The sequence below is a fragment of the Kitasatospora sp. NPDC015120 genome (genome assembly GCF_043080305.1).
GTDB lineage: Bacteria > Actinomycetota > Actinomycetes > Streptomycetales > Streptomycetaceae > Kitasatospora.
This window is the reverse complement of sequence record NZ_JBIBVJ010000008.1, coordinates 238,836-260,694: the sequence shown is the minus strand read 5'-3', so window position 1 is coordinate 260,694 and position 21,859 is coordinate 238,836. Positions and strand designations below refer to the sequence as shown.

Annotated in this window: 18 protein-coding genes; 10 read left to right on the top strand and 8 right to left on the bottom strand. The window is 76.6% G+C overall.

Going from position 1 to position 21,859, the window contains the following annotated elements; genetic code table 11:
* Window positions 1–62: 62 nt before the first annotated feature.
* Together ACF1AK_RS21160 and ACF1AK_RS21155 are read right to left on the bottom strand one after the other, a co-directional pair.
* Window positions 63–1,010: a molybdopterin-dependent oxidoreductase gene (locus ACF1AK_RS21160; RefSeq protein ID WP_391500347.1), complete on the bottom strand. Its 948-nt coding sequence runs from the start codon at window positions 1,008–1,010 to the stop codon at window positions 63–65.
* 147 nt (window positions 1,011–1,157) lie between these two features.
* The gene (locus tag ACF1AK_RS21155) at window positions 1,158–1,592 is read right to left on the bottom strand and encodes an ester cyclase (RefSeq protein WP_391500346.1); all 435 of its coding nucleotides are present in this window, start codon (window positions 1,590–1,592) and stop codon (window positions 1,158–1,160) included.
* 233 nt (window positions 1,593–1,825) lie between these two features.
* Between ACF1AK_RS21155 and ACF1AK_RS21150 the strand changes: the two genes are divergently transcribed.
* Entirely contained in the window at window positions 1,826–2,812 is a 987-nt protein-coding gene (locus ACF1AK_RS21150; protein WP_391500345.1) for a hypothetical protein, read from the top strand.
* Here the strand turns inward: ACF1AK_RS21150 and ACF1AK_RS21145 are convergent.
* Window positions 2,797–3,774: an ArsR family transcriptional regulator gene (locus ACF1AK_RS21145; protein WP_391500388.1), complete on the bottom strand. Its 978-nt coding sequence runs from the start codon at window positions 3,772–3,774 to the stop codon at window positions 2,797–2,799. The genes ACF1AK_RS21150 and ACF1AK_RS21145 overlap by 16 nt on opposite strands.
* 93 nt (window positions 3,775–3,867) lie before the next feature.
* Between ACF1AK_RS21145 and ACF1AK_RS21140 the strand changes: the two genes are divergently transcribed.
* Window positions 3,868–4,959, top strand: coding sequence for an alpha/beta hydrolase family protein (locus tag ACF1AK_RS21140; RefSeq protein WP_391500344.1), 1,092 nt, complete (start codon window positions 3,868–3,870; stop codon window positions 4,957–4,959).
* A gap of 952 nt (window positions 4,960–5,911) precedes the next feature.
* Entirely contained in the window at window positions 5,912–6,574 is a 663-nt protein-coding gene (locus ACF1AK_RS21135) for a phosphoribosyltransferase (RefSeq protein WP_391500343.1), read from the top strand.
* Window positions 6,575–6,578: 4 nt separating this feature from the next.
* Here the strand turns inward: ACF1AK_RS21135 and ACF1AK_RS21130 are convergent, their stop codons facing one another.
* Entirely contained in the window at window positions 6,579–6,851 is a 273-nt protein-coding gene (locus ACF1AK_RS21130) for a hypothetical protein (protein ID WP_391500342.1), read from the bottom strand.
* A 195-nt stretch (window positions 6,852–7,046) separates the two neighbouring features.
* On the opposite strand from ACF1AK_RS21130, the gene ACF1AK_RS21125 reads away from it, so the two are divergent.
* From ACF1AK_RS21125 to ACF1AK_RS21115, 3 genes are all read left to right on the top strand, one after another.
* Window positions 7,047–7,730 carry a TSUP family transporter gene (locus tag ACF1AK_RS21125; RefSeq protein WP_391500341.1) on the top strand — a complete coding sequence of 228 codons (684 nt, stop codon included), beginning with the start codon at window positions 7,047–7,049 and terminating at the stop codon, window positions 7,728–7,730.
* 87 nt (window positions 7,731–7,817) lie between these two features.
* On the top strand, window positions 7,818–8,243 hold the full coding sequence (locus ACF1AK_RS21120; RefSeq protein WP_391500340.1) for a hypothetical protein: 426 nt from the start codon (window positions 7,818–7,820) through the stop codon (window positions 8,241–8,243).
* 105 nt (window positions 8,244–8,348) lie between these two features.
* Window positions 8,349–9,917 carry a multicopper oxidase family protein gene (locus tag ACF1AK_RS21115; protein WP_391500339.1) on the top strand — a complete coding sequence of 523 codons (1,569 nt, stop codon included), beginning with the start codon at window positions 8,349–8,351 and terminating at the stop codon, window positions 9,915–9,917.
* A gap of 97 nt (window positions 9,918–10,014) precedes the next feature.
* Here the strand turns inward: ACF1AK_RS21115 and ACF1AK_RS21110 are convergent, their stop codons facing one another.
* Together ACF1AK_RS21110 and ACF1AK_RS21105 are read right to left on the bottom strand one after the other, a co-directional pair.
* Window positions 10,015–12,159: a HelD family protein gene (locus ACF1AK_RS21110; RefSeq protein ID WP_391500338.1), complete on the bottom strand. Its 2,145-nt coding sequence runs from the start codon at window positions 12,157–12,159 to the stop codon at window positions 10,015–10,017.
* Between the two features lie 227 nt (window positions 12,160–12,386).
* Window positions 12,387–13,064 (bottom strand): RDD family protein, encoded by a 678-nt coding sequence (locus tag ACF1AK_RS21105; protein ID WP_391500337.1) that lies wholly within the window; start codon window positions 13,062–13,064, stop codon window positions 12,387–12,389.
* 201 nt (window positions 13,065–13,265) lie between these two features.
* Here ACF1AK_RS21105 and ACF1AK_RS21100 point away from each other — a divergent pair, with 201 nt between their 5' ends.
* Window positions 13,266–13,730: a GreA/GreB family elongation factor gene (locus ACF1AK_RS21100; protein ID WP_391500336.1), complete on the top strand. Its 465-nt coding sequence runs from the start codon at window positions 13,266–13,268 to the stop codon at window positions 13,728–13,730.
* A 49-nt stretch (window positions 13,731–13,779) separates the two neighbouring features.
* Here ACF1AK_RS21100 and ACF1AK_RS21095 read toward each other — a convergent pair whose 3' ends face one another.
* Together ACF1AK_RS21095 and ACF1AK_RS21090 are read right to left on the bottom strand one after the other, a co-directional pair.
* Window positions 13,780–14,463 (bottom strand): hypothetical protein, encoded by a 684-nt coding sequence (locus ACF1AK_RS21095; protein ID WP_391500335.1) that lies wholly within the window; start codon window positions 14,461–14,463, stop codon window positions 13,780–13,782.
* Between the two features lie 126 nt (window positions 14,464–14,589).
* Window positions 14,590–16,647: a stealth family protein gene (locus ACF1AK_RS21090; protein ID WP_391500334.1), complete on the bottom strand. Its 2,058-nt coding sequence runs from the start codon at window positions 16,645–16,647 to the stop codon at window positions 14,590–14,592.
* 593 nt (window positions 16,648–17,240) lie between these two features.
* On the opposite strand from ACF1AK_RS21090, the gene ACF1AK_RS21085 reads away from it, so the two are divergent.
* From ACF1AK_RS21085 to ACF1AK_RS21075, 3 genes are all read left to right on the top strand, one after another.
* On the top strand, window positions 17,241–19,967 hold the full coding sequence (locus ACF1AK_RS21085; RefSeq protein WP_391500333.1) for a M4 family metallopeptidase: 2,727 nt from the start codon (window positions 17,241–17,243) through the stop codon (window positions 19,965–19,967).
* Between the two features lie 313 nt (window positions 19,968–20,280).
* Window positions 20,281–20,619: a hypothetical protein gene (locus ACF1AK_RS21080; protein WP_391500332.1), complete on the top strand. Its 339-nt coding sequence runs from the start codon at window positions 20,281–20,283 to the stop codon at window positions 20,617–20,619.
* 247 nt (window positions 20,620–20,866) lie between these two features.
* The gene (locus tag ACF1AK_RS21075) at window positions 20,867–21,802 is read left to right on the top strand and encodes a SigB/SigF/SigG family RNA polymerase sigma factor (RefSeq protein WP_391500387.1); all 936 of its coding nucleotides are present in this window, start codon (window positions 20,867–20,869) and stop codon (window positions 21,800–21,802) included.
* The last annotated feature ends 57 nt before the right edge of the window (window positions 21,803–21,859 follow it).

Sequence of the window (21,859 nt, the reverse complement as noted above, 5' to 3'; positions counted from 1 at the left end):
CCTGTGCGACCTGGCCTCGGCATCGCCGTCGTGGAGCAGCGGCGGTAGCGCGACCGCCGTGCTCAGACGGCCAGCACCTCCACCGTGTGGACGGCGTTCCGGGCGCCGCCGGGCGGCTGGACGCGACCGCGCGCGTCGGTGGCGCGGCAGCGGATCCGGTGCGGGCCGGGGGCGAGGCGGCAGGGGAGGGCGAAGCGCTGCCAGACGGGGTGCGGGCCGCGCGGCTGGAGGGCGGCGGGCCGCCAGCCGCCGTCGTCGACGGCGACCTCCACCGAGACCACCGGCGTGAAGCTCCACGCCCGGCCCGTCACCTCGTGCGGCCCGGCCGGCACCCGCCCGCCGTCGCGCGGGCCGAGCAGCTTGCTGTTGACGTCGACGTCCCGGACCGGCTGCGGGGCGCCGCCGCCCGGCGGGACGCGGGTGTACAGACGGGTGGTGAACAGGTGCTCGGGCCGGTGCTCGGAGAGCACCACGCGGGTCAGCCACTTGACCGAGTTGGTGGCGAACATCCGGGGCGCCACCGCGCGCACCGGGAAGCCGTGCCGGTGCGGCAGCGGTGCGCCGTTGACGGTGTCGGCCAGCAGCACCTCCTCGCGGGCCCGGTCGAGCGGGAGGTCCTTCAGGTAGGCCAGCCCGCTCTCGCCCGCGAACGAGCCCCGGTCGGCGCCCTCGAACCAGACGTGCCGGGCCTGCGGACGCGGGGCCGCGAGGGCCAGGACGTGGTGGAGCGCGACGCCGGACCACTCCAGGTTGGCCACGGCGCGGGTGGGGACGTCGGGGCGCGACGGGCTGCCGAAGCACTCGTGGACGGCGGTCAGTCGTGTCCGCGGCAGTCCGCGCAGCGCCGGCAGGTCCAGCCAGAGCGGTCGCCCGACCAGGCCCTCGACCGTCAACGTCCAGGCGGAGGCGTCCAGTTCGGGTGGCGGTGCGAGGTGGTTCCGGACGAAGAGGTGCTCGACGGGGGTGAGGAAGGCGTCGGGCGTGCTCGGATCGGCGGGCGTTGCCTGCACACGGGCTCCGTACGTCGTCGGGCGGCCCGGGGGGACCGGGGTGGACTACAGGAAGGATTCCGGCCCCGAACGATCCGTGTCCACCCCCCGGCCCCGTTGTCCGCAAGCGGGGCTCCCGGCCCGCGGACCCGGCGCCCCGGCTCCCCGTCAGGACGGCAGGACGCCGAGCTGGCGGAGCTGGGTGAGGAGGTCGACGACGCCCCAGGTCTCGGCGATCCGGCCGTCGGCGAAGCGGAAGACGAAGATCTCCTCGTAGCGGACCGCGCGCCCGGTTGGCGGACGGCCCAGGTACGCGCCGAGGTTGGTGCCGGTGACGGTGTTGCGGCTGACCACCTTGTCCCCCTGCACGATCACGTCCTCCGCCGTGACGCGCAGGTCCGGGAAGGCCCGCAGGAGCGTGGTGAACACCTGCTTCAGCGCCTGCACCCCCGTGGCGTCGAGCGGCAGCGGCGTGCGGATCAGCACGTCCGGTGCGGCGACCTCGTCGATCGTCGCCGCGACCAGCTCCGGGTCACCGGAGTTGACGGCGTCGTGCAGCCGTCGCAGCGTCGCCGCATGGGCGGGGGCGGGGGACGTGGACACGGGATCCTCCTCTGGTCGGACAACGCGAAGCCGTACGGAGGACGGATGCCGGCCGCGATCTGTGACACGGCCCGTGGAGCGGTGGGAGCCGGCGGCGGACCGCGCCTGGAGTAGGGCCCGGGTCCGGGGGGTACTGCTCCAGCGACAGCGGGGACACCGAACGTGACCGACGGCGCACCGCCGGTCCCCGCGCGTCCCGTGCAACTCTCCCGCCGCGCACCGAGAGGACGAACATGGCCGAGATCGGGATCATCGTCGGCGGCGAGCAGCCCGGCCGGCGCGCGGCGCTGGCACGGTCGGCCGCGGTCACCGCGGACGTGTTCAGGGCCGAGGGCCACACGGTCCGGGTGGTCGAGGCCGGCGATCCCCGCACCGTCGACCGGATCCGGGGCGTGGACGTCGCCTTCCTCGGCCTGGCCGACGACTACGCGGAGCACGGGACGCTGCAGGGGGTGCTGGAGGCCCTGGGCATCCCGTACACCGGCTCCGGGGTCGCCGCGAGCGTCCGGTCGATGCACAAGCCCAGTGCCAAGGAACGCGTGGCGGCGGCCGGGGTCGACGTCCTGGCGCAGGTCCGGGGGACGGAACTGGACGGCGCCCGGGCGGACGGGGCCCGGCGGGCCGTGGACCGCGTCGGTCTGCCGGCCATCGTCAAGCCCGAAGCGGAGGGGTGCTCCGCCGGCATCTCCGTGGCGCGCACCCCCGAGGAGCTGGCGGGCACCCTCGCCCGGCACCGGGCGGTGGGCCGCAGGGTCTTCGTCGAGCCGTTCGTCGTCGGAAGGTCCGTCACCGTGGGGGTGCTCCAGGACGCCGACGGTACGTGCGCCGCCTTACCGGTGCTGGAGATCGATTCGGGGCGGGAGTTCTTCGACCACGACGCCAAGCACGCGCTCGGCGTCACCCGCCTCTGCCCGGCCGACGTCCCGGCCGGTGCCGCCGGCCGGCTGGCACGGGCGGCCGTGACGGCCCATCGCGTCCTGGGCTGCCGCGGGTACTCCCGCAGCGACTTCGTCCTGACGCCGGACGGTCGGGCGTACTGGCTCGAAGTCAACGCGCTGCCCGCGCTGCGGGAGACGGCGAGCTTCGCCACCGCGGCGGGCGCCGCCGGTCTGACCTACGGCGAGCTGATGCTGAGGGTGCTGTCCACGGCGGCCCACCCGTCGGCCGACGGGCCGGGGCCGTCGGCGTCCAGCGTGCCGAGCCCCTACGGCGCGCCGTAGGGCGGCCCGCCGCCCGCGACCAGCGTGCCGAGGGCCGTGCGCCGGTGGGTGACCGAGCGGCCGGTGCGGGCCGTCGTCGCCAGGCCCGCCGCCCTGAGCGCCGCCGCGTGGGCGGAGGCCGTCGCGTTGCTGACGCGCAGGGCGCGGGCCAGGCCCGTCGTGCTCCGGGGCTCGGCGAGCAGGCGCAGGGCGTCCAGGCGGGTGCGGCCCAGGACGGCGGCCAGGGCCTCGGAGGGATCCTCCGGGCGCCCGGCGGCGGGCGGCAGCCCGGGACCGGCGGGGTAGGTGAGGACGGCGGGACGGCCCGGAGCGTCCTGGAGGAGGGGGCCTCCCGGGTGGTGGAAGGTCGGCAGCAGCACCAGACCGCGCCCGCCGAGGACGACGTCCCGGGCCGGTCCCGCGCCGGGCCACTCCCACACGCCCCCGTGCAGCCGGCTGCCCGGGGCCAGGCCGGTCAGCGCGGCGGCCGCGCCGTGCTCGGCGGCGGCCAGGGCGTAGCGGGCGAACTCCTCGCGGTGCAGGTCCTGGACGGCGGGCCAGACCGGGGCGAGGACCGTGTCGAACGCGGCCTGCTGGGCCCGGCGCAGGGTGCGCCAGGCCGCCCCGTCGCCCTCGTGCAGGCCGTGGATCCAGCGCGGCGCGGGCAACGCCCCGTGGACGCGCTCCAGTTCGGCGCGCACGATGCCGGGGGCGGTGGCGCGGATCCGCTCGAAGCCGTCCGCCAGGGTGTCGCCGAGCACGTCCAGGAAGGACGGCGGGCGGCCCCCGGGAACCAGGTCGGCGAGCGGGCCGGCGGCGGCCGGAAGGGAACGCAGGACCCGGCCGCGCCACGGGGCGAACAGCGGCCCGCCGCGCGGATCCACCGCCGTCGCCAGGGCCGCGTGCAGCTCCTGGAGCGGCGCCGGGCGGGCTGCGAAGCGGAGCCGGGCGAAGTCCGTCGCGGTGAAGTGGACGCGCAGCACTGCCATGGCTCCCCCGACCCCCCGTTCCGCACCGGCCTTTCGGCCAGGGCCTGAACCTTCGCGCCGTGACGGTCCCGTCCCGAGGATGTCCGCATGACGTCCCGACGCACTCTTCTGAAAGCCACCCTAGGCGGCACCGCCGCCGCCCTGCTGCCCACGGCCGCCACGGCCGCCGCGTCCGCCACGGCCCCCGGCGGCGGGCCGGTGCTGCGGCTGCCCGCACCCGGCGGGCCGCACCCCGTGGGCCTGCGGACGCTCCCGCTGACGGATCCGGCCCGCACCGACCCGTGGGTGGGCGGCCCCCGCGAGGTGATGCTGACCGTCCTGTACCCGGCCCGCTCGGTGCGCGGCCTCCCGCGGGCCCCTCAGCTCACCCCGGCCGAGGCCCGGGAGTTCGCCGGCTACGCGCCGCTCGTCCACCCGGGGCTGCCGGGGCCGGGGGCGGTGGACTGGGGCGCGGTCCTCACCCACGGCTACCCGGGCGCGCCGCCGCTGCCCGGTCGCCGGCCGGTGCTGGTGTACTCGCCGGGCGGCGGTGACTCCCGCACGCTCGGCACGGGCCTCGCCGAGGACCTCGCGAGCCACGGCCGGGTGGTCGTCCTCGTCGACCACCCCGGGGACGCCACCCAGGTGGAGCTGCCGAGCGGTCTGCGGACGACCGTCCTCACCGGACCCCCGGATCCGGCGACCTTCCGCACGATGACGGACACGCGGATCGCGGACCTGCGGCTGGTCCTGGACCGGCTCGGCACCCTGCCGCTCGCCCCGGTCATGGACCTCGGCCGGATCGGTCTGTACGGGCACTCCGCCGGCGGCACGGCGGTGGTCCACGCGGCCCGCGGCGACCACCGGGTCGGCGCGGTGGCGAACCTGGAGGGCTACCTCGACCTGGACCCGGCAGCGGCCGGCGCCGACCGGCCGCTGCTGCTGTTCCGCAGCGAGCTCTTCGAGGGCGCCGCCCGGATCGAGGCCTCCTGGGCGGGCCTCCCCGGCCGGCGGGCGCTGCTCGCCGCCGCGAACCACTGGGCGTTCACCGACTACGGCCCCCTCGTCGCGGGACTGCGGGCCGCCGGCCTGGTCACGGTGGCGACCCGTGACGCCCTCGTCGGCACCGGCGACCCGGTGGCGGCGCTCGCCCGGGTCCGGCGCGGCGTGGGAGCCTTCTTCGCCCGCCGTCTGGGGTAGCGGAAGGCCGGTGCGGCGGGGTCCCCGCGCCCGCGGTCCGGCCGGGAGACGGCCGCCCCGGCGCTCGTCCCCGACGCCGCCCGGGCTCGCGGCCACCGCGCCACCACTCCGGGCACCCGAGGACGCGAGGCCCGCCCCTGGCCGCCGCGGCCTCGCGGACATCGGTGGGCCGCCGCCGCCACGATCGTCGTCGCTCCCGACCCGCCCGGGGCCGCCCGCCCGGTCGGGCCGGTGCAGGCGGCCGGGCCGACGGCGGGTGCGCGGTGGCGTGGGCGCCCCGTGTGGCTCCTGCGTGGGCGGGCGTGGCGGCCCCCCCGCTGGGCGGAGCAGGTGCAGGTCGGCGGGGCCGGCGGCGGGTGCTTGGCGGGGAGGTGGCCCCGTGTGGCTCCTGCGCGGGCAGGCGGCGGCCGTGGTAGCGGTGTGTGGCGGCTCGCCTTGGTGGGGCGGAGCAGGTGCTTGGCGGGGCGGCGGTCCCGTGCCCGCCCTGTGTGGGCGGGCGTGGCAGTGGTGCGTGGTGGCCGCCCGCAGGGTCGGGCCGGGGCAAGTGCAGGTAGGCAGCGGGTGCTCAGTGGCGTGGGGCCCGTGTCGCTCCTGCGTAGGCGGGCGTGACGACCGTGGTAGCGGTGTGTGGCGGCCCGCCCTGCTGGCCGGAGAGGTGCTTGGCGGTGAGGCGGCCCCGTGTCGCTCCTGCGTGGGCGGGCGTGGCAGTGGTGTGGGGCGGCCGTCCGCCCTGTCGGGCCGGAGCAGGTGCTCAGTGGCGTGGCGGCCCCGCGCTGCCCGCCCCGCTGGGCCGGGGCATGCGCAGGGTGGTGGGGCTGGCGGCGGGTGCTCGGTGGCGTGGGGCCCGTGTCGTGCTTGCGTAGGCGGGCGTGGCGGCCGTGGCAACGGTGTGTGGTGGCCGGCGCGCCGGGTAGGCGCACGACAGGGGCGCCGACCGGCGAGGAGGAAGGACGTGACCGCGCTGTTCGCCGACCGCACGGACGCCGGGCGCAGGCTGGCCCGGCGGACGAGTGCGTACCTGGGCGCCCGCGCGGGGGAGCGGCCCGTCGTCGTCGGGCTGGCCCCGGGCGGTGTCGCGGTGGCGGCCGAGGTCGCGCGGGCGCTGGCGGCCCCGCTGGACGTGGTGGTGGCCCGCCCGCTCAACGCGCCCGGCAACGGCACCCCGCTCGGCGCGCTGGCCGACGAGTGCCCGCCGGTGCTGAACCGCCGGCTGATGCGCGAACTCGGGCTGCGCGAGGAGGACCTCGACGCCGAGGTGGCCCACCAGCGGGCGGAACTGCACCGGCTGGAGAAGCTGTACCGGGACCGCAGACCGGCGTTGCCGGTGGACGGGCGGACGGTCGTGCTGGTCACCGACGGCGTCGTGCACGGCCCGGTCACCCCGGCCGCGGTGCGGGCGGTGCGCGGCGGCGGCCCGGACCGGCTGGTGCTGGCCGCGCCGGTGTGCGACGCCCGCTCGGCGGCGGTGCTGCGCCGGGTCGTCGACGCCCTGCTCTGCCTGCGCGAGAAGACCTATCTGCACGCGGTGGGCCCTTGGTACGGCGACTTCCGGGACGTGACTGACCGTGAGGTGGCGGTCCTGCTGCGCCGGCAGCCTTCCGCGGCCCCGGGGTGAGCGGTCAGATCCCCGTGGCCGGGAGCAGCAGCAGGCGTTCGGGGTCGAACGGCATCCAGGCGGGGGTCTCGCCGCGTCCCATCGCACGGACGCGGCACCAGGGCGGGGCGCCGGCCGGGCGCCACCAGGCGTTGATCCGGCCCACCGCCCAGCTGCCGTCCGCCCGGGTGATCTGGACCGGCTGGTAGGCCGGCTCGACCTCGTGCTCCGGCGGCCGCCAGCCGGGTGCGGCGGCGGGGCGGGGCGCTGCGGTGTGCTGCCCGGGATGCTCTGCCATGTCTCCCCCTCCTGGGTGGGCGTGGAGGCTGACTCTACAGGCGTGTAGTAGTTCGTGGGGGTCCGATGGGTGAAATCCGGTCGAGCGGCGGGTGCCGGACGCGTAGGGTCCGGTGCCGCGCGGAAGTCCGGGGGCGGGGGAGGTGCCGTTTCGGGCGGGTGGGGTGGTGCGCTGCTGCTGGGCCTGGTGGTCCTGGTGGGATCGTCCGTGCAGCGGCTGGCGGGCGTCGGCTTCGCGCTGGTCGCCGGGCCGGCTCTGGTCCTGCTGCTGGGCCCGGGGGACGGGGTGACGCTGTCCAACTGCGCGGCGTGCGCCATCAGCGCGATCGGGCTGGCCGGCAGCCGGCGGCAGGTGCGGCTCGCCCGGATGCTGCCGCTGATCGGCGCCGCCGCGTGCACCGTCCCGGTCGGTGCCTGGACCGCCGCCCGGGTGCCGGCGCCCGCCCTGCTGGTGGGCATCGGACTGCTGGTCAGCGCGGCGGCGCTGCTGGTGCTCCGCGGGGTGCGGGCCTCCGGGCTGCGCGGCGTGCGCGGCGCCCTGGCGGCCGGTGCGGTCAGCGGGTTCATGAACTCCGCCGCCGGCGTCGGCGGTCCGGCCGTCTCGCTGTACGCGGTGAACGCGGGCTGGAGCGCCCGGGAGTTCGTGCCCAATGCCCAGGTCTACGGGGTGGCCGTCAACCTCTTCTCGCTGGCGGCCAAGGGGGCGCCGCACCTCGCGGTGCCCGTGTGGTCGGCGACGGCGGCCGGGATCGTGCTCGGCGCGGGCGTCGGTCGGCTGCTGGCGGAGCGGGTGGCCGAGCGCCGGGCCCGGACGGTGGTGCTGGCCCTGGCACTGGCCGGCGGCCTGGCCACCCTCGGCAAGGGGCTCCGGGGGCTCTGAGCGCACCACGGGTCACCCGCGGGGCTGGTGTCACGGCCGTCCCTCGCTTACCCGTCCCACATACCGGGCCCGGGTATAGTGACCGCCATGCGTCCGGACGCCGCCCCACCCTCCCGCGACCGGCGTCGCCGCGGGGCCGGGGCGGCGCTGGTCCTGTTGCTGCTGACCGCCCTCGGGCTGATCGGCCACCACAGCCTGCCGCCCGGCATCGTCCCGGCCCCGCACACCGCGATGGCGGCGGCGATGCCGGCGACGCCCGCCCATGGGCACCCGGCGGGCCACCGGACGTCGCCGGCCGTCGCCGAGCACCCCGTCCAGGCCTGCGCCGAGCACCGGGTCTGCTCCTCGACGGCGCCCGCGCGCGGCGTCCCGCTCGACGCCCCGCCGCCGGCCGGCCTCGCCGCCGCGGGCTCCGCCGGCCCGGCGCCGCACCGTCCGGCCCGCGCGCCCGGCATCCCGTGGCCGGGTGCGCCGCCACCCGATCTCGACGCCCTCTCGGTCTCGCGCAGATAGGCGCCCGCACGGCGGCGGGGAGCGAACCTCCCGCCGCCGGTCCGCCCTGTCCACCGGCACGGCCGAGGAGGCCGGTGCCGTCGCGCACTCACCCGAGAGACCCCGATGTCCCGAATCACCGTCAACCGCCGTTCCCTGCTGCTCGCGGGCCTGGGCGCCGCCGGCGCCGGCCTGCTCGCCGCCTGCTCGGACGCGGCCGGCACCCCGCGGCTCGTCGACCCGTCCGGCAGCCCCGTCGCCGAGGCCGAGGCCAGGCGGCGCGGCACCGGCCGCGAGCGCGCGGTGACCGTCACCGCGGCCGCCGCCACCGTCGAGCTGGGCGGCGGAGTCACCGCCCCGACCTGGACCTTCGGCGCCCTGCCGGGCACCGCCGTGCGCACCACGGCCGGCGACACCCTGGTCGCCACGCTGGACAACCGGCTGCCCGCACCGACCTCCCTGCACTGGCACGGCCTGGCGCTGCGCAACGACATGGACGGCGTGCCGCCGGTCACCATGCGGCAGGTCGGCCCCGGCGGCAGCTTCACCTACCGCTTCGTCACCGACCGGCCGGGCACCTACTGGTTCCACCCGCACGTCGGCGTCCAGCTCGACCGGGGCCTGTACGCTCCGCTGATCGTTGAGGACCCGCAGGAGCCGCTGGGGTACGACGAGGAGTGGGTGGTCGTCCTGGACGACTGGCTGGACGGTGTCACCGGCACCCCCGACCAGGCGTTCGCCGAACTCCGCAAGGGCATGGGGGGCGGCAGCGGCGGCCACGACATGAGCGGGATGTCCGGCCACGGCATGGGCGGCCACGGCGCGGGGAGCGCGGGCGCCCCCGCCGGGCAGCAGCCGTCGTTCATGCTCATGGGCGCCACCAGCGAACTGCTCGGCGGCGACGCCGGCGACGTCCGCTACGCGCACCACCTGGTGAACGGCCGGATCGCCGCCGACCCCGAGGTGTACTGGTCCTCGCCCGGTAGGCGGGTGCGGCTGCGGATCGTCAACGCGGGCGGCGACACCGCCTACCGCCTCGCCCTGGGCGGCCATCGGCTGACCGTCACCCACACCGACGGCTACCCGGTGCGGCACGAGGAGGTGGACGCCCTGCTGATCGGCATGGGCGAGCGCTACGACGCCCTGGTCACCCTCCAGGACGGCGTCTTCCCGTTGACCGCGCTCGCCGAGGGCAAGGACGCCGCCGGCCGGGCCCTGGTCCGCACCGGCGCGGGCGAGGCGCCGGCGGCCACCGTCCGCCCCGCCGAGCTGGACGGCCGGATCCTCGCCGCCGCCGAGCTGCGGGCCGCGGACGAGGTGCGCCTCGCGGCGCGCACCCCCGACCGCACCCACCGGATCGAGCTGACCGGCGGCATGGCGAGGTACGACTGGGCGCTCGACGGGCGTCCCTTCGACATGGCGGACCCGGCCGCCCGCCCGTTCCTGGTCGGCGGCGGCGAGCGGGTCCGCCTGGAGTTCGTCAACCGGACGCAGATGTGGCACCCGATGCACCTGCACGGCCACACCTTCCAGGTCGGGGAGCAGGGGCCGCGCAAGGACACCGTGATCGTGCTGCCCGGTCGGACGGTGGCCTGTGACTTCGACGCCGACAACCCCGGCCGCTGGATGACGCACTGCCACAACGCCTACCACGGCGAGGCCGGGATGATGGGCCTGGTCGCCTACCGGGCCTGAGCCGCCTCCGTCGTCCCCCGCTCCCGCTCCCGCCCGTCGTTCCCGTTCCCGCCCGCCGGGAACGGGAGCGGGAACGGGAGCAGGAACGACGGGCGGGTCAGTCCTCCCGCACCACGATCGTGCACAGCCGCTTGGTGGCCCGGGTGAGCGCGACGTACAGGTCGCGCTCACCCCCGGGGCGGGCGGCGGTGATGCCGTCGGGATCGACGACGACGGCCGTGTCGAACTCCAGGCCGCGGGCCTCGGACGCCGGCACCAGCCGGACCTGCCCGGCTCCGCCGGCCGTCGTCGGCCCTGCCGGCAGCCCTGCCGTCGGCCCGGCCGTCAGCGCCGCCGCCAGCGTGGTGACCGACGCGTCCGGGCAGATCACGCCGATCAGCTCGCCGGGGTGGGCGGCCGCCTGCTCGCCCAGCTCCGCGAGCAGGACGCCGGGAAGCGCGGCGGGCGCCGCGCCGAGGGTGCGCGGCCGCTCGCCGTGCCGGATCGAGCCGACCGGCGGCTGGTCGGGGGCGATCCGGGCCAGCAGCTCGCGGGTGGCGGCCAGGATCTCCTCGGTGGTGCGGTAGCTGACGGTCAGTGTGCGCAGGTCGAAGCGGCGGCCGAGGTGCGGCGCCAGCGCCTCGTGCCAGTCGCGGGCGGTGGTCGCCGGACCGGCCTGGGCGAAGTCCCCGACCAGCGTCATCGACCGGCCGGGGCAGCGCCGCAGGACCATCCGCCACTGGAGCGCGGTGAACTCCTGCGCCTCGTCCACCACGACATGGCCGAAGGCCCGCGCCGGCGGGCCGTCGAGCAGCGCCGCGGCCTCGTCGAACAGCGGCAGGTCGGCGTCGGTCCACGGCGCCGCGGGCGCGCGCAGCAGCAGCGCGCGCTCCTCGGCGGTGAACCCCGGCAGGTGCGCGGCCAGCGCGTCGGGGTCGCCCAGCAGGGCCTCCACCACCGCCCCGGGCGTCAGCCGCGGCCACAACTCCTCGACGGCGCGCTCGACGTGGGCGTCGTCGAGCAGTTCGGCCCGCATCGCGTCGCTGTCGAACCCGGGGCCGTCGTCGGCCGGCCCGGCCTCCAGGCCCAGGTGACGCAGGTCCGCCGCCGCGGCCCGGTCCAGGTCGATGCCGGTCAGCTCGGCGACCTCGGCGTCGATCCGCTCCAGCGTCTCGGCGGCGCCCCGGGCCAGCGCGGCCGTCACGGCCTCCACCAGCAACTCCTTGAACAGCCGGCGGGCCCGGTGGTGGGCGAGCCCGCCGACGCGGGCGGCGTCCCGCAGCCGGGCGACCTCCGCGCCGTCCAGCCGGACGTCCTCCTGCCCGACGCGGACCGTGAGGCCCCCGTCCGGCGCCTGCCGCGAGCGCACCACCGCGGCCAGTGCCCCGGCGAGCGCCGCGTCGCCCTTGAGCCGGGCCTCCCGCGGCCGCTCGACGGCCTGCACGGCCGGAGCGGCGACCTCGCCCGCCAGTTCGGCGCAGGTCGCGAGGACGACGTCGTTCTCGCCCAGCGAGGGCAGCACCTGCGAGATGTAGTCCAGGAACCGGGCGTTCGGCCCCAGCACCAGGACGCCCTGCTCGGCGGCCTTCGGGAAGGCGTAGAGCACGTAGGCGGCGCGGTGCAGCGCCACCACCGTCTTGCCGGTGCCCGGACCGCCCTGGACGACGGTGACCCCGCGGTGCGGGGAGCGGACGATCGCGTCCTGCTCCGTCTGCAGCGTGGCCACGGCGGTGCCCATCCGCCCGGTGCGCCGCTCCTGGAGCGCGGCGGACAGCGGGCCGTCGCCGACCACGTCCTCGGCGGTCGGCTCGGAACCGTCCAGCAGCTCGTCACTGACCCCGACGACGGCGCGCCGCGCCAGCCGCAGGTGCCGGCGCCGGCGCAGGCCCATCGGGTGCACCGGAGTGGCCTCGTAGAACGCGCGCGCCGCGTCCGCCCGCCAGTCGACCAGGGCCGGCAGCTCCTCGTCCCCGCGCTGCAGGCCCAGCCGGCCGATCCGCAGCGCCGTCCCGTCCGCCAGGTCGATCCGCCCGAACACCAGGCCGCCCTCGGCGCCTTCGAGGCGCCGCACCTCCCGGGTGAGCCGTTCGGCCGCCGACTGCCGCTCGTACGCCTCGCGGGCGCCGTCCGCCCGGGTCGCGAGCGTCACGGCGAGCTGCGCCCGGGTGTCGGCGAGCCGGTCGTCGAACAGGGCGGTGACGGCGGCCACCTCCGCCCGCTCCAGTTCCACCTGGCGTACCACGTTCTCCTCGGCCTGCGGCACAGGAAGTGCTCCCCTCTCGGTGTCGGCCTGTCACTATGCGTGGTCGCGCGGGGAAAGTAAATGTTGACTTGTAGACCGGAGTTGTGTCCCCGGATCCCGCCCCGGACCCCCGCCCCCGCCCCCGCAACGCGACCGACCGGACGCCCGGCCGCGCGGCGGCGGTCCGGGTGTCCGGTCGGTGGGAGGCGGGTGCGCGCAGTGGTGCGGGGCGCGCGGGAGCCGGGTGGTCAGGACTCCTTGACGACCACGGTGTTGGCCGGCTTGTCGTGCAGCGCCTGCTGGAGCGGCTTGTCCCACAGCGGCCACAGCACGTTCAGCAGCGCGAAGAGCGAACCGATGCAGTAGACCGCGTTGGGCAGCGTGTAGAGCGCCGCGCGGATCAGCAGCGAGTTCTCGGCGGGCTTGCCGCCGGTCGCGACCGCGACGACCCGCAGCTTCATGACCTTCTTGCCGACCGTCTGGCCGCCCTGGGTGAGCAGCATCGCGGCCTCGTAGCCGAAGGACAGCAGGGCCGCCACGACGTAGTACAGGATCGAGGCGCCGAGGACACCGAAGAGCACCACGGTCGGCACGAGCAGCACGCCGACGTCGATCAGCCGGGCGACCAGGCGCTCGCCGATCGGCGCGAGCGGACGGCCGCCGGGCACCGGCGAGCCGCCGAACGCGCCGGGCTGCGGGTGTCCGTGCGGCCAGGAGCCCTCCGGCGCCCCGTAGGGCTGCTGCGGGGGAGTGCCGTAGCCGGGCTGCCCGTACGGCTGCTGCTCTCCGAACGGCTGGCCGTAGGGGCCCTCCTGCTTGTACGGCTGCTCCTGCCCGCCGCCGTAGGGGTTCTGGTTCTGCTGACCGTGCGGGTTGTTCCCCTCGTACGGGTTCTGGCCGTACCCGTTGGGACCGTTGGTGCTCATCGTGGCTGGTTCCCTGCCTCGGCGATGGTGGTGTACGGCTGTTCTATCGAGCCCGCGTCCGCTCGGGAAGGCGGATCGGCAAGTCGTTACCGATCAGGGGCACCGTTGTCGCCGAGCCGGGAGACCGGGAGTCCGTTATGTTCGGAAATGCCGGAACAAACCTGCGCCGCCCCCAGCGGCGGCCCGACCAGGGAGACGGGAATGACCGGTGCACCCGAACCCATCAGCGAGGCCGGCCGCAGCACACTGGAGCGGGAACTCGCCGAGCTGCGCACGGAACGCGACGCCGTCGCCGACACCCTGCGTGGCGGCGAGGACGTCGGCGACCGGGCCGATCAGGCCGACGAACTGCAACGGGCCGACCAGCTCGACCGATTGGACGACCGGATCGCCGGGATCGAGGCTCGGCTGCGCGAGGCGGCCACCGCCGGGGCGCCGAGCACCGAGTGCGTCGGCGTCGGCAGCACGGTGACCCTGCGCTTCGCGGACGCCGACGAGATGACCGTCCGGATCGGTGAACTGGCCGAGGAGCTGGATCCGGAGCTGGTCACCGCGGACAGCCCGCTCGGCAAGGTGCTGCTCGGTCGCCGGGCCGGTGAGACCGTCGAGTACGAGGCGCCCGGCGGCCGGACGACGGCGCTCGTCGTGTCGATCGGCAGCACGTAGCCCCCGCGGCGCGTCCCCGACCCGCGGTATCCCGGGACCCCGCCACGCCTCACACCCGCGGCACGTCCTGGAAGCGGCCCGGGACCCAGAGCGGCACCGGGGCGTCGGGCGCCATGTGGCGGGCCGCTTCGGCGTCCAGGACGGCCAGCGCCCGGTCCCGGTCGCCGTCGGTGAGCTCCGCCAGCGCGGCGGCGGCGGAGCGCGCGCACGCCAGGACCAGGGCCAGCAGGTCCTGGCGGCGGCAGTGCTCCCGGACGTGGGCCGCGGACCGCTCGGCGACGTACCCCGCGTGGGCCTCGCGTTCGGCGTCGCCGGCCGGCCCGCTCCCGGCGGTGGCCGCGCGGACCCCGTGCCAGAGCAGGACGAGCGCGGCGGGATCGGCCGGGTGGGACACGTCGGCGAGCCGCGCCCGGTCGCGGGCCTCGGCCGATGCGCGGCCCAGCCGCTCCAGGGCGGCCGGGCCGTCCCCGCTGTGGCATCGCAGCACCAGCTCCGCCGCCCGCCGCACCACGGCCTGCAGCACGGTCTCGGCCGGCACCCGGAGGCCGGGTGCCGCGGGGCCGGCGAAGGCCAGCCACGCGTCCGCGAACGAGGCCGCCCGCAGCTGTCCCAGCCACGGCGCGGACCCGGCCGCGGGCGTCAGCCGTTCCTCGACGGCGAGGCGGATCAGCCCGACGCCGATGAGGTCCGGCGCGCCCGCGTCCGGTCCCAGCCCGATCAGTTCGGTCCCCACGGCGTACCCCCCGGTCAGCGGTCGTCACTCTGCCGGGTCATCCCATCACAGTGCGGCGCGGTCGAAGGGGATCGGGAGGCCGATGAGACGTACGCCACGCGGGGAACGCCGGAGGGGCGCCGCTGGTCAGGCCCGTTCGTCGCCCTCGGCGGCCCTGTCCGTCCCGTCGCCCTCGGCGGCCCTGTCGGTCCCGTCGGCCTCGCCGGCCCTCTCGGGCCGCTCCGGCTCCGGCCCGCGGAGCTCGAAGGGCGAGGGCACCGGGAAGTAGGTGCGCAGGAACTCCGTGACGGCCTGCTCCTGCTCCTCGGGCGGCAGCTGGTCGCGGGTGCCGTCGGCGAGGCAGAAGTAGTCCGCCCAGCGCTCCTCGTGCAGCTGGGCGAGCCGGCCGAGGTCCTCGGTGCTGTCGGTGACGAAGTAGCCGTCGTAGAGGTGACCCTCGACGGTGCGGGCGGTGGCATGGCCGTAGTGGACGGCCAGGGTGACCGGCGCGAGGTCGGCGGCCGAGCGGAACGGCGAGCGGACGGTGTCGTGCAGCTCGGCCGCGAACCGCTCCGCGGTCTCGGCGAGCACGCTGCGCCGCAGCGGGTGCGGTGAGTGCTTGAGGGTGCGCGGGTAGGTCTTGCCGACGGCGGCGGCCAGTGCGGCCCGGGTGTTCTTCTGCGCGGCGACGTACACCGACTCGCCGGGCTCGGCCCCGCCCGGCGGGATGATCCGGTGGTCGGGGAAGTACCGGGGCATGCCGTTGCCGAGGAAGAAGTCCTCCGGGACGAGCGGGCGGCCGAGGAAGACGTCGTCGTTGAGGTAGAGGAAGTGCTCGGCGAGGTCCGGGACGAGGTGCAGCCGGGTCTCGATGGCGTGGGAGTTGAACACCGGGCCCGCGTCGGTGCCGGCGAACAGCACGCGGTGCGGGACGACGGTCAGGCCCGGGTGGGAGGTGTCCAGCCAGTGCGGCGTCTGGTCGTCGGTGACCAGGTGGATCCGGCGGATCCACGGCGCGTGCGCGGCCAGGGCGCGCAGGCAGTAGCGCAGCTCGTCGCGGTTGCGGAAACGCTGGTCGGCGTCGCCCGCGATGCCGCTCTCGGCGATCCCGTCCTCCTCCGCGATCGGGGCGGCGGTGTGCGCGAGCCGGGCGCGGGCGGCGGCCCGGCGCTCCTGCCAGGCGGGGTCGGCGTCGTCGACCCAGGTGATCACGGCGTCGACCGGGAAGTCGACCTGCTCGGGCAGCGAGGCCGCGAAGACGTCGAGCAGGGGGTAGCGCCGGCCGCCGACCGTGGTGGTGGCGGTGGCCTCCAGCGAGGGCACCCACCAGCCGAAGGGCGTTTCGTCGATCGCCGCTATGGCGCCCTCGGAGGGCGCGGCGGAGTCCCAGAACTCGACGTCGCAGCCGGTCTCGGGGCCGTACAGCAGGGTGCCGAGCACCGCCGGGCGGTAGATCCGCACGCCCTTGACCCGGTCCGCCGGCCAGATCGGTCCGGCCTGCCCGCCGTCCCCCTGGCCGTCCTGCTCGCCGTCGCGCTCCGCCGCCTCCCGGTCCTCGGCGTCCTGCGCGGGCTCCGCCGCCGCCTCCAGCAGGGCGACCGCGCCGGGCAGCTGCTCGGCGAGCACCGTGGTGAGGGTCCGCCCGTGCTCCAGGAGGCCGGCGTAGACGGCCTGGCCGGCGAACGCGGCGGCCAGCGCCTCCAGCACCGCCGGCCGGTCGCCCGGGCGGATCGCCAGCCGGTGCCGCGGGTGGCGGTCGGGCACGATGCCGTGCGCGAGGCCGGCCGTCCGCAGCGCCGCGCTCACCTCGGCGAGGTTGCCGTCGCGGCGGTCGCCGGGCAGCAGCGTCCGGCGCGGTTCGGCCAGGTGCTCGCGGTGGCGGACGATCCCCGCCGTCGTGCCGAGCAGCTCCGCCTCCCGGGCGGCCCGCTCCGCGCCGAGCCGCTCGTACGGCGATCCGGGCTCCTCCCGGGCGGCGTCCTCGGGCTCGACCGGCTCGACGGGCTCGTGCGCGGCTTCGGGCGCGCCTTCGTGCGCGGCCTCGGCCGGGGCCTCGGGAACGTCCTCGTGCGCGGCCTGGTGCGCGACCTCCTCCGGCGCCGCGGCGGCCGGCCCGGCGGGCGTGCTGCCGGCGGGCCGGTTGCGACGGGCCAGCGCGGTCAGCGGGCGCATCTTGGCCGCGAAATCGGCCGGACGGATCGGCAAAGGAAACTCCAGGGCTCTTGGTGCTGGTGTCGGGCGTTCCACGTCCCCCGGAAAGCTGCCGGTCTCCACTCCGCTCCGCCGGCTCTCTTCCTCGCCTCTTCCTCTTCGCAACCGGCTCACCCGTGCACCCGACGGGGGCGCAGGTGGGACGGGCTTCCGGTTCGCACGAGATCGTATGCGACCAAGCGAATTTTGTATTGAGCCATGGTAACAATCGCATGTCCTTTCGGCTCTTCGAGGCGCCGCCCGGAGAGTTCCTTCCGGTGGTGAATGGTGTGCGACCGGCCTGAGGTCCCGTCATCGATCGGCAGATTCACTGGATTTGTCGCACCTTCACGATCCGTGTCCGCAGCTTTTGTCCTGTCATGACCCGGGCATTGCCCGGGGTTGACCTCCCTGCCCGCTCGCCCGAGGCAGGCCCTCGTCGGTCTGCATATGCAGACCATCGACATATGCCGAGAGTTGTCCTATGGTGTTCGCCAGGCGGGCGGCCGGCTCCGGAGAACGGACGAGCCGTGGGGGGTGTGGGCGCCCGCCGCACCCGCGTGGTCCGGCAGACGGCCGGGCCCTTCGCTTCCCGTGGGAGGACCGCAGTGCACCACCGTTCCCGTTCACCCAGGTTGCTCGGCACGGCGATCGCCGCCGTCCTGGGCCTCGGCCTGGGCCTGCCGGCCGCGTCCGCCGTCCCGGCCGCCGACCCCGACCCCGTCCCGGGGCTGGTCGCCGGATCGGACACCGCCGCCCCGCAGCTGGTCACCGGCCTGGCCGAGCCGGCCCCCGGCGCGACCCCGGCCGACGCGGCGCGCGCCCACCTGGCCGCCCGCCGGGACCGCTACCGGATCGACCCCGCCCAGCTGGTGGAGACCGGCACGGAGCGGGCCGCCGACGGCCGCCGCACCGTCAGGTTCGCGCAGCAGTACGGCGGCGTCCCGGTGTTCGGGGCCGTCTACCTGGTTCACCTGGTCGGCGAGGGCGACGGGCAGCGCGTCGAGTCGGCGGGCGGCAAGTACTTCACCGGGCTGGCCGCCCCGACCGCGCAGAGCGTCCCGGACGAGGTGCTGCGCGGTCTCGCGCTCGGCACGGTCGAGGACCCGGTCGCACGGCAGGCCGCGTCGGCCGACGACCACGGTCTGGTGGTGCTGCCCGGCGGCACCGGCCGGCTCGCCCGCCACTTCACCGTGCACGGTGCCGACGCGGCCGCCGGGGAGGCGAAGGCGCGCGCCGTGTTCGTGGACGCCACCGTCGGCGCGGTCGTGCTCAGCCACGAGGTCCGCGCCCCGCAGCCGCCGGCCGCGCAGGCCGCCGGGGCCGCGGGGGCCCCGGAACCGGCGGCCGGCACCGCTCCGGACGTCCACGGCAACCCCGTCCAGGTGAACATCGGCCGCCTCCCGGACGGCAGTTACCAGCTCACCGACCTCACCCGCCCCGCCACCATCACCACCTATGACGCGGCGGGGCGCGAATTCCTGGAGATCAGGGGCCGGATGCCGGCCGGGGTCCAGCCCGTGGCCTCCCCGACGCCGGACTTCCCCGCCTCGGCGGCCGCCACCGGCGCCGCCGATGCGCACGTCAACGCCGGCCTGGTGTACGACTTCTACCGCGACCGGCTCGGGCGCCAGGGCATCGACGGCAGGAACGGCCCGATCATCGCGGTGGTCAACTCCACCAGCTTCGGCACGTCGATGCGCAACGCCGCCTGGGACGGCCAGAAGATGATCTACGGCAGCGGGGGTGCCAAGGAGTTCCCGTTCGCCGTGGCGCTCGACGTGGCCGGCCACGAGATGACCCACGGCGTGGTCGAGAAGACGGCCGGGCTGGTCATGGCGGGGCAGTCCGGGGCCCTGGACGAGGCCGTCTCCGACTACTTCGGCAACGCGATCGAGGTGACCGCCCGGGGCCTGTCGATGGACGACCCCCGCGCCGCCCTGCTGGGCGAGAGCCTCTGCCGCACCGGCACCCCGGAGGCCTGCGCCGACCGGCGGCTGGACGACGGCCGCACGACGGTCGCCGACTACGTGGGCGCTCCCTCCAGCGTCGACAGCGGCGGGGCGCACCTCAACTCCACCATCATGGGCGGCGCGCTGTGGGACATCCGGCGCAGCCTGGACCCGCTGACCGCCGACCGGCTGGTCTACCGGGCGCTCAGCGAGTACCTCACCCCGCTGGACGGCTTCGTCGAGGCCCGCAACGCGGTGCTCGCCGCCGGCCGGGCGACGGGTCTGTCCCGTGCCCAGCTGCGTTCCGTCGCCGGCGCCTTCGACGCGCACGGGATCAAGGAGGGCTGGCAGCGCCGGATCGGCGTGGACAGCCGGCTGCTGCTGGGCGATGTCGCCGGCGGGCTCGTCGCGCCGGACGTCGCCGACGGCCGCTGGGTGGCGGCCACCACCGGCCACGGCTTCGGCGGCGTCCTCGGCGTCCTCACCGGAACGGTCGGCGGTTCCGCCGAACCCGTGCGGCTCAGCCCGGACGACGGCCGCTCGCACGCCTGGCCCGCGACCGACGGCACGACCGCCGCGTGGACGACCCTGGGCGGGCTCCCCGGCGGCGGCTGGGGCTCCGAGGTGCTGGCCCGGCCGCTGGACGGCGGACCGCTGCGCAGCGTCCACACCGGGCCGAACCAGCAGGTCTCGGACGTGCGGGTCTCCGGCGGGACCGTCGCGTTCCAGCTGAACGACTTCGCCACCCACCGGGCCCTGCCCGCGTTCTCGCTGGACGGCGCCCCGGTGGTGCAGGTCCCGCTGGCCGACGGCCATGCCGCCGCCGGGATCACCCTCCAGGGCGGACTGCTGGGCTGGACCGAGAGCTGGACGTCCGGCGGGCGGACCGTGTTCGCGCCGACCGTCTACTCGATCGCCACCGGCCGGGTCGTCGCCCAGTACGTGCTGGGCGACGGTGACGGCGCCCCCGCCGTGCGGGCCGAGCAGACCCGGCTGGCCGGCGACCGGCTGTACTGGGTGGAGCGGCCCGCGGACAAGAGCACGGGCAGCTCGATCCGCTCCGGCGCCGTGGACGGCTCCGGGGTGCGCGAGGTGCTCACCGGAACCGCCGCGGACCTGCGCCGGATCGCCGCCTTCACCGTCTCCGACCGGGCCGTCACCTTCGGCCACGCCTTCGAGGAGCCGGACGGCCCCGTGCGCAACGCCGACCTGCCGAAGCTCTGGCAGCTCCCGCTGGCCGGCGGCACCCCCCGGCGGGTCTCCTGCAACCGCGGTGGCCAGTACGTGCCGGTGGCCGACCGGGGCACCCGGGTGCTCTGGCTGGACGCCACGGCCGGCCGCACCGATCTGGTCGTACGCGAGCGTCCGACCGGCACCTGCTGACCGGAGGGGCGGCTGCCCCGGGGTCCGGCCAACGGCGCCGACCCCGCGCCCGGACCCCGTCCGCCCCTCCGGTCGCCCGCCCGGCCGCTGCCTGCCCGCAGCGGCCGGGCGGGCCTCTTGCGTCGCGCACCGCCCCTCGGCCCGGCACCACCGGTGCCGCCCGTCCGGCGGGTGCGCAGGCGGTCCGCCGTCCCGCCCCGGTGCCCGGTCACCCGCCCCGCCCCGGTGTCCGGTCCGACGGATTGCCGGGGTGGGGGTGGGGCACCCGCCGGGGTGTCCGGGGCCACGGAGCACCGGTGCGGAGGTGGCGGTCATGGACGGTCAGGGTCTGTCGAGCCGGGAGCGGCGCATTCTGGCGGAGATCGAGGGCGGGCTGCGGGCGGACCGGCGGCTGGAGCAGCGGCTGCGGACGATGCGGTTCGTGCTGCCGGGCGGGCTGGGCCGGGCGCTGGACGCCGCCGCCCGGGTGCCGGGGCCGGTCCTGGCGCTGCTGGCGGCGCTGTCGCTCGCGCTGCTGCTGGCCGGCGCGACGGTGCACACGGCACTCGCCGTGGCGCTGTACTCCGTGGTGTGGCTGCCCACCGCCGTGCTGCTGCTCGCCCGGGGGACGCGGGCGGGGCCGCGCCGGACCCGTGTCCGTCGCGGACCGTGAGCGCAGGGGCGGAGAGTAAATCCGGGCGGATCGGTATCAATCCCCGCATTCCGGGTACCACTCTCATCGGAGTGGCCGCGACGCACCACCGCCGGCCGTTCCCGCGCCCGTCGGGCGCCACCTGGACCGTCGCTTGAAGAAGCCGGGCAGAGGTCTTCGGGAAGAGGAGCCGCGGTGCGTGCGGGAGTTCCCGCCCGCCGTCCCTCGCGGCCCAGGCGTTCCCGCTCTCTGGAGAACTGCCGTGTCCATGTCGACACTCCGCACCGGCCCATGCGCCGACCCCCCGACCGCCCCGCCGACCGCACCCTCCGCCCTGCCGGACGGGCTGCCGCCGGACCTGCCACCGCGCCCCACCGAGGCGCAGCTGCGGGCGATGGGCAAGACCGAGGCCCGTGAACTCAGCGACGCGCTCTTCGGGCGGCTCGGCGGTCTGCCCCGCGAGTCGCACGCCTACAGCTACGTCCGCGGGACCATCATCGAACTCAACATGCCGCTGGTGCGGTTCATCGCCGGCCGCTTCCGGCACCGTCCGGAGGACATGGACGACATCCTCCAGGTCGGCACCGTCGGACTGATCAAGGCCGTCGACGGCTACGACCCGGCGCGCGGGGTGGAGTTCGTGACCTACGCCATCCCCACCATCGCCGGTGAGATCAAGCGGTTCTTCCGGGACACCTCCTGGCCGGTCCGGGTGCCGCGCCGGATGCAGGAGTTCTACCTGACCGTCGCCCGCGGCTCGGACCGGCTGGAGCAGCGGCTCGGCCGTCTGCCGCAGCCCGAGGAGATCGCCGAGGACCTCCACCTCAGCGTCGACGAGGTCGTCGAGGGGCTGGTCGCCGGCCGGGTCTACCGGCCCAACTCGCTGGACGCGCTGCGCGAGCAGGACACCGACGAGTCCGGCAGCGCGCTGCTGGACCGGCTCGGCTCCTGCGACCCCGGCATCGAGCTGGCCGAGTTCCGCACCGCGGTGCGCCCGCTGCTCGGACAGCTGCCGCGCCGCGAGCAGGTGGTGCTCAAGCTGCGCTTCTGGGAGGACCGGACGCAGTCGGAGATCGCCGAGCGGATCGGCGTCTCGCAGATGCACGTCTCCCGGCTGCTCTCGGCCACCCTCGCGCACCTGCGCGAGCAGCTGGAGGACCGCGCGGCGGACGGCCCGCCGGACGCTCCGTCCGGTCTCGGCTGACAACCCGCGCCCCCTCCGGGTGTTTCCGGCCCCCCGCAGCGGTTAGCCGCGCTGCGG